Here is a 13931-nt window from a genome sequence, read left to right on the forward strand (position 1 = left end):
CTATATTAAAAAAGGCCCTAGTTACTGTATATAATAACTAGGGCCTTTCGTTATTTAAGTAATGGTTTTATCACTTCAAACATCGCATTGATATGGTCATCGCGGGTATTCAATGCAGGAATGTAGCGGTACTTTTCACCGCCTGCGTGTTCAAAGTTTTCGCGGTTTTCGCCTTCGAGTTCTTCTAACGTTTCTAAACAGTCGGCACTAAATGCAGGGCTTAAAATTGCAACGTCTTTAATACCTTCAGCAGGGTAGCTTTCAAGGGTTGCGTCTGTGTATGGCTTCAACCATTCAGCTTTACCAAAACGGCTTTGGAAAGTTGTTACAGCAAAGTCTTTCTCAAAGCCAAGTTTCTCTGCCACTAAACGTGTGGTTTGCATACAAAAACAATAGTAAGGGTCGCCGTTTTCTAAAAATAGTTTCGGTGTACCATGGTATGAAAACACCAACTTTTGCGGCGTGCCATGGGCATTTAGATCTTCGCTAATGCTAGCAGCTAGGGCATCAATGTAAGTCGGATTGTCGTGATAACCATTAATAAAGTGTAGCTCTGGCACCCAACGCCACTTACGAAGAACATTCGATACAGCATCAAACGTTGAGCCAATAGTAGTGCTTGAATATTGCGGGTACATTGGCAGCACAATCACACGAGTGATGCCTTTTTCGCGCAGCTCTTCAAGGCCTGCTTCAATTGAAGGGTTACCATAGCGCATGGCCATAACCACTTCGGTGTCGTGGTGTCCTTTGTCTTTTAAAAGGGCTGCCAATTTTTTGCTTTGCTCTCGGGTAATATGCGTGAGCGGTGAGCCGTTTTCAGTCCAGATGCTTCTATAAAGTGCTGCTGAGCGTTTTGGGCGTAACGTGAGTACAAAGCAATAAAGGATGATCATCCAAATGAATCGTGGGATCTCGACAATTCGAGGGTCCGATAAAAACTCGCGTAAATAAGTTCTAAGTGCCGCGGTAGTAGGGGCGTCTGGGCTCCCTAAGTTGGTCAGTAAAATGCCTGTTTTTTTGTTGAATCGGCCGTCATGCGGCTTATCGGTAATGGCGGAAAATCGCGACACTGAGTGCTCCTGTATGAAGTAATCGTAATATAAATCACATTGTAACGAAGTAAGCTGATTATGTGATCACTTTATTCGCTAATTTTTGATCATGATCCTGAAAGGGTTTGGTTTTCTTGCTTCAAGCTGCTGCAGTTTTGCAATCGATTTTGCACCAAACACATGCCCTTTAGGTAATAACAAGATACCGTCGTAGCTTCTTAATGCATGTCCAAGCACCATACCGTTTTTAAGATCTTGAGCCGAGATAATTTTCATGGTGCCGACTTTTTGATCGCTCGCACAGGTTATTTTTATGCTATCTAATACGTCTAAAATTTTTGGGTGATAGTGAGTGCCGCTGTATAGCCGTAGCTGATCAAGTGCGCTTTCGTAACGGCTGTTATCTTGCACTGTGATATGCGCAATAGCCTGCCAGAAATCGCGGGCTACCGCTAAAATCATTGCCGTAATTGGTATTTCTTTGCCCTTTAAGCCCTTCGGTGTGCCCGTGCCATTGTAATGCTCAAACTGGTAATAAATCGCCTCAGAGACATCATGTAAATGGGGCGCTGGCATGAGCATCAGCTGAGCGGTACTTGGGTGGGTGTAAAAGATTTTTTTTTGGTTTTCGGTTAGTTCCCTTGTTGGCTTTTTATAAAGCTCAGGCTCCATGGCGAGCAAGCCTATTTGTGCAAGATAACCTGCCATTTCAGCTCTTTCGATATGTTGTTTGTCTAAACCAAGTTGCTCTGCAATTTGCTTACTGGTGGCAGCAATGTTTTGTGCTTGCATACCATCAAGGTACGGATTGGCATTGATAAAGTTATATAAAATTTCAAAAGTACTGCGATGCTCGTGTTTTTCACGCTCATTGACTTCTTCGAGCTGTTTGAGCACTTTTCGAATTTGTAACGTACGCTTTTCTACCATTTGCTCAAGGTTGTTGTTTAGCTCTTTTAACTGGCTGTTTTGCGCTTTTATTTTTTGCTCTAACTGCTTGTTTTGGCGCTTTAATGAGGTTTTTTCTATGCCATCACTAATATTGCGTAACAGTAATTCGTTTTGCCATGGCTTTTGGATATAGGCATGGATTTTACCTCTATTAACGGCGGCAATGGTGTTGTCTATATCTGAGTAACCGGTTAGCAAAATTCGGTGTGGTTCTGGGTCTATATTAAGTGCTTGTGCAAAGAAGTCGGCGCCGTCCATATTTGGCATACGCATGTCGCAAATGATCACATCAAAGCTATAAGTAGCCAAAACCTTTAGCCCTTCAAGTGGATCTGAGCAGGCTTTTGCAGTGATGTTATTCGCTGATAACAGGCGCAAAAGAGTCCTCAAGACGATTTCGTCGTCATCAATGCATAAAACCTGAATATGTTGCTTGCTAACTTGTTCTACCATACCGTTTTACTATGAGTCATCGTTAATCAATAACATAGCCTTAAATCAAGCCTTGTGCTAGGTTTTAAAAGAGACAAACAGAGTTTGAGACGAATATGGATGACTTTAAGCAAGCCTATTTGTTAGAAAAAGCGGCCAGAGAAGAAGCTGAACAATTGCTCGCAGACAAAAGCCGTATTTTAGTGGCATTAAACAGTGAGCTTGAGCAAAAAATTGCTGATTTAGAGCATCATCAAGCTATGTTCATTCAAGCCGAAAAAATGGCCACTTTGGGCACTCTTTGTGCTGGGGTTGCCCATGAAATAAATAACCCTCTTGCCTATAGCATTAGTAATGTCGATTGTTTAAAAAATTACTGTAATTACTTTAGCGAGCTACTTGCTGTATGTGATGAATTTGCCTGCAACGATGCTGATAAAGCCACGTTTTGTAAGCAGTTAACAGAGCTTAATAAAGTGCACTCGTTTCGCTTTATGGCTGATGATTTACCTGAACTAATAAGCGACACCTCAAAAGGCTTGCAAAGGATCAGTAAAATTGTTGCCAATTTACTGGATTTTTCTCGGCCAAAAGGTCACGACAAGCAATTTGCTGATATGACCGAGGCGGTAAAAAGTGCCGTTAAACTACTAGCAAACCAACTCCGTGATTGTAATTTACAAACCCAATACAGTCCTATATCGCAAAGTTGGTGTAACTTACCCGCAATAAGCCAAGTAATTGTCAATATTCTGATAAATGCTAAGCAAGCGTGTAACAGCCTAGGTGAAAAAGCTGAAATATCTGTCGCTGTGTATGAGCTTGAACAGCATATTTATATCGATGTTGAGGACAATGGCGCCGGTATGTCAGAAGAAACCATTGCGAAAATATACGATCCCTTTTATACCACTAAACCCGTTGGAGAAGGTACCGGCATGGGGATGACCATGGTATATGCCATAGTGCATGAACATCAAGGGTGTATTGATATTCAAAGTACAGAAGGAATGGGCACACGAATTAGCTGCGTGTTCCCGGTACAAAGTCAGGTCAGGAAGACTGTAACTAGCTGACTATATTTCAGTTGTTGCAAAAATTTGTGAATTCGCTAGGGTAGGAATACACCCTTACCAAAACAACATGTAAAGGCTCAATATGCTTAACCAACAAAGTTCGGATGTATTTAAAAATTACCTCGCTAGTCAAAGCGAAACTAATCAAGTCAGCTTGGATCAAGTGATTGGCTATATGTCTGGTTTGTTAGCCTGCTCAGAGTTTTTTGGTGAGTCAGAGTTAGCAAATTATATTGCCGATAATGATGAAGCGGTATTCAACACCTTAATGACAGATTCAGAGCCGCGCGATGCAATGATTGAGCTGCTCGACAACGTAACTGAAGCACAAGTTGAACAAAAGAAAATCTTAGCCGAATTATACCCAAATGAAGTTAACAGCAATGAACCAAGCCAAGCACTACAAGACTTTTGTAGCGGGTATATTGCAGCGTACATTGTGAACCAAGATATTTGGCACAGCGATTTACAATTTTTACTCAAGGCTGATTCGCAGCAAGAAAACGAAAGCGAAGATGGCCAGTTGTTTATTGATAATTTTGAAGCAACACTCGATTTACTTACTACTTTTGCAATGTGGGATCAGGCGCTGGCAAATCATCCTGAACCAGAAAAACTAGGCGAAGGGTTTGTCACCTTCTTTAATGCGCTAGACGAGAGCTTATCTGAGATTGCCACTATGGCGTTAATGCTTGAAGATGAAAAACTGGCGATGCTTGAGCAAGATCAGTAAACATTTCCCTCCTCAGTAGAGATAAGCTGATAGTTGCATTATTTTGCTTATTTCTACTGAAAAACGAATAATTCCAACTTTAAAAATTCCATTAATACTACAAATGGAAATATTTATACCTAAGTCGTACCTGATTTTTCTTTCATTTTGTGGATTTGTTGATAGGATGTTTTGCAAGAGTTAATTCGCAGGCTTGAGTTAGCTTTCAAAATCGTGATTTCTAAAATCAACAACACGTGCTTAGTGCTTTTCTTAATTTCTCCAAAAGGGGCGTCTTTTTGTTTTAAGGAAAGCCGGAATATCAACAGGATACACATGACAACACATTCTTTAAGTATGCTGGCCGTTGCGGTTAGTGTGGCTGTTTCTGCGACTTCAGTGCAGGCAGCAGAGCAAGCATCTGCTGTAAAAGCAGATAAAAACATCGAACAAATCTCTGTATTAGGCTCACGAGTTGCCAATCGTACAGCTACCGAATCAACATCGCCGGTTGATTTGATTGATGCTGACGACTTAAACAAAGGTGGTTTCACTGAACTGGGCCAAAGTCTGCAAGCGACGGCTCCTTCATTTAACTTTTCTCGAACGCAAGTGTCAGATGGCTCTGACTTATTTAGACCTGCAACTCTTCGTGGTTTACAGCCAGACCAAACGTTAGTGCTTATCAATGGTAAACGCCGTCATAACCAATCTATTTTTGGTTTAAATGGTACTGTAGGTGCCGGTGCTGCAGGTACCGATATGAATGCGATTCCGCTTACTGCGTTAAAAGGTGTTGAAGTACTTCGTGATGGTGCTGCGGCGCAATATGGTTCTGATGCGATTGCCGGTGTTATCAACTTATCGTTAAACGATTCAACGGGTGTTACAACGGGCTATGTGCAAGCGGGTAGCACGGGGGAAGGCGATGGTGACACTATTTCAATGGGTTTAAACCGTGGCTTTGATTTAGGTGATGAAGGCGGCTTCATTAACTTTTCTTTAGAATACCGTGATGCTGATGGCACCAACCGAGCTGAGCGTGATACTGGAGGCTCAGTTGATGTACCAGCCGGTACGCTGTCTGACGAAGTTCGTTGGGGACAGGGTAATGCTGATAGCGAATTTACCTCTGTGTTTTATAACATGGCATTACCATTTGGTGAGACCGAGCTTTACTCATTTGGCGGATACTCAAACCGTACTGCGCTAGGTAATGGTTTTTACCGTAACTTTGACCAAGCAGCGAAGAACGTTGTGCAAGTATATGGCGATGGCTTTTTACCTCGTATCGATAACGAAGCCGAAGATATTTCGTTTTCACTTGGTTTGCGCGGAGAGTTAAATCCAGATTGGAGCTATGACGTATCTGCCGTATATGGTGAAAATAGCTATGATTTCACTTCAAAAAATACTCTAAATGCGTCGTATGCTGCTGAATATGTGGCGAATAACCCAGATGCAAGTGATGCTGATATTGCTGCTAATGCAGGCCCTTCAGGCGGATACTCAGGTGGCTTTAGATTTGATCAAACAACAGTAAATGCAGACCTTAATGGTATTGTAGATATTGGTCGCAGCGAGCCTTTATATGTATCTGTGGGTGCTGAGTACCGTAAAGAAAATTATGAAATCGTGCCGGGCGAAGAAGCCTCTTATGCGTGTGGTTTAGCTAATTCAGATAGCTCATACCCTGCGGTAAACGACAGCAGCGTATTCGCTGAGTGTGGTTTCCAAGCTTATAACGGTTTGCGCCCTGAAGCGTCAAACAAAGAGAGCCGTCACAGCTATGCATTTTATGTAAATGCCGAAACGCTGATCACGGACGCATGGCAAGTAAGCACAGCGCTTCGTTATGAAGACTTTTCTGATGCCGGTGATGACATCATTGGTAAGCTAGCAACGCGCTATGAAATTACCGATGACTTTGCCGTGCGTGGTGCGATTTCTTCTGGCTTTAGAGCACCATCACTGCAACAAAGTGCCTATACAGCTTACACCACAAACTTAGGTGCTGGTGGCGTGTTATTGCAATCATTCACAGCAACAGCGGGCTCTGATTTTCCGTCAGCACTTGGCGTCGATAGCCTTGGCCTTGAAAGCTCAGAAAACTTAAGTGCAGGTTTTGTTTACAACGTAACCAGCGATTTATCGCTAACTGTTGATTTTTACCATGTTGCTATTAAAGACAGAATTACCCTTGGCAGCTTAATGTCGGCGGACGATGTTTCGTTTAGTGCCGAGGCCGTGGCCGCGCTTAATGCAACAGGAGCACAGCAAGCTAACTACTTCTCAAACTCAGTTGATTCAACCACTAAAGGGGTTGATATTATTGCTTCGTACCGCACCGATTTGTACGACGGTAATTTCTCAGCAACCTTTGCGGGTAACATTAACGAAACTGAAATTGATGATGTAAATGCACCTGAGGGTATTCCTGAATCAATCGCCCTTGATGATTTACAACGTAGTTTCTTAACAGACGGTCAACCAGGTGAGCGTGCTACGCTAACGTTTGAATACGATCGTGGCGATTTCAACAGCATGCTACGCTTTAACTACTATGGTGAAACAGACGTTAAATACTTTGGTAATGACCACATTGGTTTACCTGATGAGCTATCACCTACCGGTGAGTTTAAAGACACAAGCACGGTAGAGTCTGCGGTATTAGTGGATGTTAACGTGGGCTATCAGCTAACCGATGAACTCATGCTATCGGCGGGTATTGATAATATCTTTGATGTAACGCCAGACGAGCTAGGCGAAGATGAAGCACTTGATTTTATTACGAATAAAGCATTCAAATACCCTGTTCGTGCACTACCTTATGGTTTTGATGGTATGACCTACTATGCAAAATTAAGTTTTAGTTTTTAATTCCTAAGTTGATATGAAACTTAAATAGCGCCTAATGGCGCTATTTTTTTGCTTAATTGTAGTATCCGACATTTGTCGCTTTATCAATGACAGTTGTCTTTAATTAGAGAGTTGCAAAAGGAAAGTTTGCGAGTTTCGAGGTGCGAGAAACGAGATACGAGATACGAGATACGAGATACGAGATACGAGATACGAGATGCGAGATGCGAGATGCGAGATGCGAGATACGAGATACGAGATACGAGATACGAGATACGAGATGCGAGACACGAGACAAGAGATACGAGACAAGAGATACGAGACAAGAGACACGAGATGCGAGACACGAGACACGAGATGCGAGATGCGAGTCTGTAGCAGCGATTTTATATCGCGTTTCTCTCGAACCTAGCCATGTAGGCGTTATGCTTGCATGGCGCGCGAAATAAATTTCACGCCTACGTCTAATCGTTTTACATAGGTGTGGTGTTTGAGAGTTCATGGCTGAAGCCATTCCTACAAACGACATCAAATTTGTAGCAGCGATTTTATATCGCGTTTATTCTCACACCTAGCACCTAGCACCTCGAACATCTCATCTCATAATTCGCATCCCTCACCAATGTCGCGGCATAAAGCCGCTGCTACGCAGGCGTTATGCTTGCATGGCGCGCGAAATAAGTTTCACGCCTACGTCGAGTAGTCTTATATTTGTGTGGTGTTTGAGAGTTCATGGCTGAAGCCATTCCTACGAACGCATCAGATTTATATCGCGTTTACTCTCGTATCTCTCACCTCGCATCTCGCACCTCGAACCTAGCTCCTAGCTCCTAGTTCCTAGTTCCTAGTCCCTAGTCCCTAGCACCTAACCCCTCGAACCTAGTCCCTTTTAACTCGTTCGCATATCTCGCGCATTTGTTGTTTTATTTCGGGTTCTTTTTCATCGAATAATTTGGTGATACGTTCGATATAGGCATGGTTTTCTTCGAATGGCACGCCGATTTCGTAGGCATCGGCAGCTTCTCGTAGCATTTCTTTATCAAACTCACTGAAAATATCGACCATTTCTTGGGCTTTTTCTCGCTCAATACCGAGTGCTTCAAATGATGAACGGCCCATGCGCATGGTGCTGTCGTAGGTTTCGCGAATAATATCTCGACAGCCGTAAGCCCATAAATCGTATACATGATGGCGGTCTACAGCGCGGGCAACCACATGTAAATGCGGGTAATTTTGCATCGCATAACGAACTAATTTAGTTATTTGTTCGGCATCATCAAGCGCAACAACCAGCAGTTTTGCATCTTCAATGCCTGCAGCACTGAGTAGATCTGGTCGAGTGGCATCACCAAAAAAGTTACGAATACCAACACGCTCAAGGGCCTCAAGTTGTTTGTAGTTGTAATCAATCACAGTGGTTTTATAGCCGCCAGCTTGTAAAATACGGTCAACCAGCCCACCCATTCTGCCTGAGCCTGCAATGATCACATGGCTATCATCAGGGAACTCTTCTGTTTCTTGCCCTGCTTGCTCACAAATAAAGCGTGGTGCTATCACACGTTGATATAGAATAAATAATCCCGGCGAAACCAGCATGGATAAGGTCACAACCAGTAATAGCTGGTCGGCAACGGCTGCGGCTAAAACATTATTAGAAACACTGTAAGCCAGTAGTACAAAACCAAACTCACCAGCTTGTGCAAGCCCCAGTGCTAGCAACCAAAGTGCGGCGCCTTTTAGGCCAAAAATACGGCCTAAAATTAATAGCACAACTGTTTTAGTTACAATCAGTGCGCTAGTTAATAGCACGATGGTAGCTAGGTTATCTGCGAGTAATTGAAAATTGATACTTGCGCCAACGGTGATAAAGAATAATCCAAGTAATAGTCCTTTAAAGGGATCGATATTACTTTCGAGCTCATGTTTATAAGGTGAGTTTGCAAGTACAACACCCGCTAAAAAGGTGCCAAGCGCAGGGGATAAGCCAACTAACGACATCATTAAAGCGATACCAATAACAAAGAATAGGGCTGTTGCGGTAAATAACTCGCGAAGCCGTGCCAGTGCTACAAATCTAAAAATCGGTGCGGTTAAGTAGTTACCACCAAAAACGACGAGCGCGATCATACCTAAAGTAACAAGCGCTGCTTGCCAGCTCTCAAGGTTTGCTACCAAACTTAAACCACCATGACCGTCTTCGCTTGCATGGGTTGTATCTGCAATAGCGGGCGCTAATTCAGGTAAAGCAAGTAATGGAATAAACGCAAGCATAGGAATAACGGCTATATCTTGGGTGAGTAATACGCTAAATGAGGCTTGGCCACCATCTGATTTTAATAGCCCGCGCTCTGAAAGCGTTTGCAGTACAATAGCGGTCGATGAAAGCGATAATATTAAGCCTATTGTAAGTGCTGTTTGCCATGCATGACCAAATGCTAAACCAATTCCAGTAAAAGCGGCTGCTGAGAAAACCACCTGTCCGCCACCTAGGCCAATAAGCTGCTTTCGCATTGACCAAAGCGCTTTGGGTTCTAGTTCTAAGCCAACAATAAATAACATCATTACCACACCAAACTCAGCAAAATGCTGGATGGCAATCACATCAACATTTAAAAATGTCAGTGTTGGCCCAATAACAATACCTGCGAGTAAGTAGCCAAGCACTGAGCCAAGCCCAAACTTGCTGGCAATAGGCACGGCAATAATGCCTGCAATAAGGAAAATATAGGCGATTAAGAGAAAGTCAGTCATCGTAATCCTGTTTGTTTTTAATTAACTATGATTGTTTTCGCTAGTTTTGCCAGCAGTTAGGTAGTGAATGCAATAAAAATACGAATTTAGTCAGAAAAATGACAACAAGGCATGGTGTTTAGTAAAAGCGCTTAAGACAAAATAAGTGGGGAAATCGTCGTTTTTTCCTTAAAAACCGCTTGCGTAGCGCTTAGGTAGGTATATACTCGCAACACTTTAAATAGGAGCAAAAAATGAGCAAAAAGAAACAACGTACACAAGGCCAAGTTGATACTGGTCGTGGTGTAATTAACGATAATGTGTACGCCGCAATGGTTACATCTAAGCTGTTCACCGCAAAAGTAGAGAAACCTAAAAAAGGTAAAGGTGCATATCAACGTAAGGCAAAGCATGCAGGACGAGAGTCCTATTTAATCGCTGCTTAATTAAGTTGTGATCAAATAGGATTTTTGTGAAAAGCAAACACTGAGTGTTTGCTTTTTTTATGACTAAAATTCGTGTTAAGAATAATTTTCACTCAATTTTTATAGAAATTTTTACTTGAAAACTAATTTATTCGTTATATACCCATAATCGACACAATCATTATTTTCACCTACCCTCACACAAGTGTTGCTTGTTTTTTATACAAGCCAGGAGTACCGCGCTTTCCGCGGTTAAATTATTGTTAATTTTATGTTCATTTTCACTCGGTAGAATCATCCTCGTTTTTGCTTTTTGATAAAAATAATTAATTCTTTTTTAGTGGTTTTAACTGAGCCTAGCATCAAAAAGTGTGTTTATTTTACCCTTTATAGGTAAATGTAAGCTTGACGTAATAGCGCTTTGTGTTACTTTAAAGTTGTATTTGTAAAATAAATGTTATTAAAACTTTGGGCGGAGGGAGCGAATGAGCTCGCATAAATTAATAAAAAATGCCTTTAAACTGAGTGCGCTGTCACTAGGTTTATACGGCTTTACAGCACAGGCTGCGATTGATTGCAGCAACTTAGAAGTGTGGCAACAAGGGCAAACACATGTTGGTGGTGATCAGGTTCAGGCACAAGGTAGCGCTTATGAAGCTAAGTGGTGGACGCAAACCAACCCTGTGGAGACTTCTGGTGTCGATCAAGAATGGCGTTTATTGGGTGTCTGTGACAGCGTTGTCAATGAGAATCAAGCGCCTCAAATTAGCAGCTTAACACCCGCAGAGGGTTCTTTATTTACCACTGGTGACAGCGTTGTCATAAGTGCTGTCGCTACTGATCCTGATGGTAGCGTGGCAAGTGTAGAGTTTTTTGTTGATGGAACATCGCTGGGTGTTGTGACAAGCACACCTTACTCAGCGAGCTGGCAAGCAACGCAAGGCAGCCATGTGATTAGTGCGGTCGCAACGGATGATTTAGGGCTAACCTCTACAGCGGTTGCACATTCAGTGAGTGTGTCTGATGACGTTGAGCCGGTTAACCAAGCGCCAGTGGCAAGCATTGAATTTAGCTCACTGCCATCACAAGTAATGGTGGGTGACAGTGTGGTGTTTGCGCTTTCTGGCACTGATAGCGATGGCCAAGTAACCGCATTATCGTTAACTGAAAACAGCACTGAAGTTCATCAAGCAAGTGCTGCTTCTTCAAGTTACAGTTGGCAGGCTCCAGCACTTGGGCAATTTTCATTTACCTTAACAGTGACCGATAACGAAGGCGCGACGGATACACAAAGCAAAGTTGTTAATGTTGTTGAAGCAACAGAACCCGGTACAGATTGTAAACCACAAGGCTTATACCAAACACCGGGTGTCAATACCCCATACTGTAGCGTGTATGATGAAAATGGTCGCGAGAAAATGGGCGCCGATCATCCACGCCGAGTTATTGGTTATTTTACGAGTTGGCGAAATGGTGCCAACGGTCAGCCAAGCTACTTAGTTAACGATATTCCTTGGGACAAGATCACCCATATTAACTATGCCTTCGCGCATGTTGATGGCAATAACAAGGTCTCGATTGGTGATCCAAATGCTGCTGGCAACCCAGCGACAAACATGACTTGGCCGGGCGTTACAGGCGCTGAAATGGATCCAAGTTTTAGTTACACAGGTCACTTTAACTTACTCAATAAATTCAAAAAACAACACCCAGATGTAAAAACCTTAATCTCTGTAGGTGGCTGGGCTGAAACCGGTGGTTATTTTGGTGAAGACGGTACTCGCGTAAACAGTGGTGGTTTCTACACGATGACAACCAATGCCGATGGCTCTGTGAACCAAGCGGGAATTGATGCTTTTGCGAAAAGCGCGGTTGAGTTTATTGAAACCTACGGTTTTGATGGTGTCGATATTGATTACGAATACCCATCGTCAATGAACGACTCAGGCCACCCTGATGATTTTCCTATTTCTAATGCTCGTCGCGCAGGCCTTAACGCCTCGTATCGTGTATTGATGCAAAAACTACGTGAAGAACTTGATATTGCAGGTGAAAAGGCAGGTAAGCATTATTTGTTAACGATTGCTTCGCCATCTTCGGGTTACTTATTACGTGGCATGGAAACATTCCAAAGCGTGAAGTATCTCGATTACGTTAACATTATGTCTTATGACTTACATGGTGCATGGAATTCACATGTAGGGCACAACGCAGCCTTGTTTGATACCGGTCTTGATTCTGAATTAGCGCAGTGGGGCGTTTATACCACCGCTGAGTTTGAAGGAATTGGCTACTTAAATACGGATTGGGCTGTGCGTTACTTCCGCGGTGCGGTCTCTGCAGGTCGAATCAATATTGGTATTCCATATTACACCCGTGGCTTTAAAGATGTGTCGGGTGGTACTAATGGTTTATGGGGCCAAGCAGCGCTGCCAGATCAATCAAAATGTGCGAAAGGGACTGGTGTTGGTGAGAAAAACCAATGTGGTAATGGCGCTCTTGGCATAGATAACCTATGGCACGATAAGAATGATGTTGGTGAAGAAATGCCAGCAGGTTCGAACCCACTATGGCATGCGAAAAATCTCGAAAATGGAATTAACCCTTCTTACCTTGAAATCTACGGCTTAACGCCAGAAACCGATGCAGATGATGTATTAACGGGTACTTACACACGTTTCTACGATGATGTAGCTGTTGCTCCATGGCTTTGGAATGCAGAGAAAAAGGTATTCTTATCAATTGAAGATGAGCAATCAATGGCAACCAAAGTTGATTATGTTATCAACAATGGCCTAGGTGGCATCATGTTCTGGGAGCTTGCCGGTGACTATGATTATGACTCAGCGAAAGGTGAGTATTTCATGGGCTCAAGCTTAACCACACTTGCTTACGATAAATTTAACCAAAGTGGTGTGGCTTACAACACTCATCAAGGTAATGTCGATTTCACCATGCCAAGCGAAGCTGTTGACGTAAGCTTTACAGTGAAAGACTTCCCAATTGGTGATGATAACTATCCAATTTCACCTACATTCGCATTCACCAATAACTCAGATATCGATTTAAGCGGCGCGAAAATCAGCTTTGATGTGCCCGTTTCTACCTCGGCAATTTTCAAATCGAATTGGAATGCACAAGAAAAGCTCGGCATGGCAGTTGAAGCGAATGGCTCTAATGCGGCTGGCGATAATATCGGTGGTTTTGAAAATGAGTTCCATCGTTTTTCAATCACCTTAGTGAATGAGTGGGGCGGTATCGAAAAGTCATTTAACACTGGTGAAACCGTTGAGGCGCAAGTTATGTACTACATGCCAATTACGGGGCCATCTAACTTCACGATTGAGAAAAATGGTAAAACCTACGCCTTTAAATTTGAATACCCAATGCTACCAGATGGCACAGCTGGCAGTGGTGATACTGGCGGTGACACCGGTGGTGATACGGGTGGCGAGGGAAGCTGTAATGGTGTTGATGTAGCAAGCATCCCTGTGTATCCAAATTGGCCGCAAACTGACTGGGCTGGTAACCCAAGCCATGCTGTTGGCGGCGACCTAATGAATCACAACAACGTGATTTACGAAGCAAAGTGGTGGACGAGCACAGAGCCAGGCACATCTGCTGACTGGACGGTGAGTTGCACGCTTTAACCAACTAAGCGGAGCAAGGACTTTGCTCCGCATTTCTACAG

The 13931-nt window shown here is 43.0% G+C and carries 8 protein-coding genes; 5 read left to right on the forward strand and 3 right to left on the reverse strand.

Annotation, left to right across the window (positions count from 1 at the left end):
• Positions 1-50: 50 nt before the first annotated feature.
• Both hemH and AOG26_RS14935 read right to left on the reverse strand, forming a co-directional pair.
• Positions 51-1073: a ferrochelatase gene (gene hemH, locus AOG26_RS14930; protein ID WP_054563236.1), complete on the reverse strand. Its 1023-nt coding sequence runs from the start codon at positions 1071-1073 to the stop codon at positions 51-53.
• A 78-nt stretch (positions 1074-1151) separates the two neighbouring features.
• Positions 1152-2459 carry an HD domain-containing phosphohydrolase gene (locus AOG26_RS14935; protein ID WP_054563237.1) on the reverse strand — a complete coding sequence of 436 codons (1308 nt, stop codon included), beginning with the start codon at positions 2457-2459 and terminating at the stop codon, positions 1152-1154.
• 95 nt (positions 2460-2554) lie between these two features.
• Between AOG26_RS14935 and AOG26_RS14940 the strand changes: the two genes are divergently transcribed.
• From AOG26_RS14940 to AOG26_RS14955, 3 genes are all read left to right on the forward strand, one after another.
• On the forward strand, positions 2555-3514 hold the full coding sequence (locus AOG26_RS14940) for a sensor histidine kinase (protein ID WP_054563238.1): 960 nt from the start codon (positions 2555-2557) through the stop codon (positions 3512-3514).
• Positions 3515-3596: 82 nt separating this feature from the next.
• Positions 3597-4247 carry a UPF0149 family protein gene (locus AOG26_RS14945; protein WP_054563239.1) on the forward strand — a complete coding sequence of 217 codons (651 nt, stop codon included), beginning with the start codon at positions 3597-3599 and terminating at the stop codon, positions 4245-4247.
• Between the two features lie 315 nt (positions 4248-4562).
• Positions 4563-7106, forward strand: a complete 2544-nt coding sequence (locus tag AOG26_RS14955; RefSeq protein WP_054563241.1) for a TonB-dependent receptor plug domain-containing protein — start codon at positions 4563-4565, stop codon at positions 7104-7106.
• Between the two features lie 858 nt (positions 7107-7964).
• Here the strand turns inward: AOG26_RS14955 and AOG26_RS14960 are convergent.
• Positions 7965-9836 (reverse strand): monovalent cation:proton antiporter-2 (CPA2) family protein, encoded by a 1872-nt coding sequence (locus AOG26_RS14960; RefSeq protein WP_054563242.1) that lies wholly within the window; start codon positions 9834-9836, stop codon positions 7965-7967.
• Positions 9837-10069: 233 nt separating this feature from the next.
• Between AOG26_RS14960 and arfA the strand changes: the two genes are divergently transcribed.
• Both arfA and AOG26_RS14970 read left to right on the forward strand, forming a co-directional pair.
• Positions 10070-10261: an alternative ribosome rescue factor ArfA gene (arfA, locus tag AOG26_RS14965; protein WP_054563243.1), complete on the forward strand. Its 192-nt coding sequence runs from the start codon at positions 10070-10072 to the stop codon at positions 10259-10261.
• Between the two features lie 464 nt (positions 10262-10725).
• The gene (locus AOG26_RS14970) at positions 10726-13890 is read left to right on the forward strand and encodes a glycosyl hydrolase family 18 protein (protein ID WP_054563244.1); all 3165 of its coding nucleotides are present in this window, start codon (positions 10726-10728) and stop codon (positions 13888-13890) included.
• The last annotated feature ends 41 nt before the right edge of the window (positions 13891-13931 follow it).

The sequence above is a fragment of the Pseudoalteromonas sp. UCD-33C genome, from assembly GCF_001306895.1.
Taxonomy (GTDB): domain Bacteria; phylum Pseudomonadota; class Gammaproteobacteria; order Enterobacterales; family Alteromonadaceae; genus Pseudoalteromonas.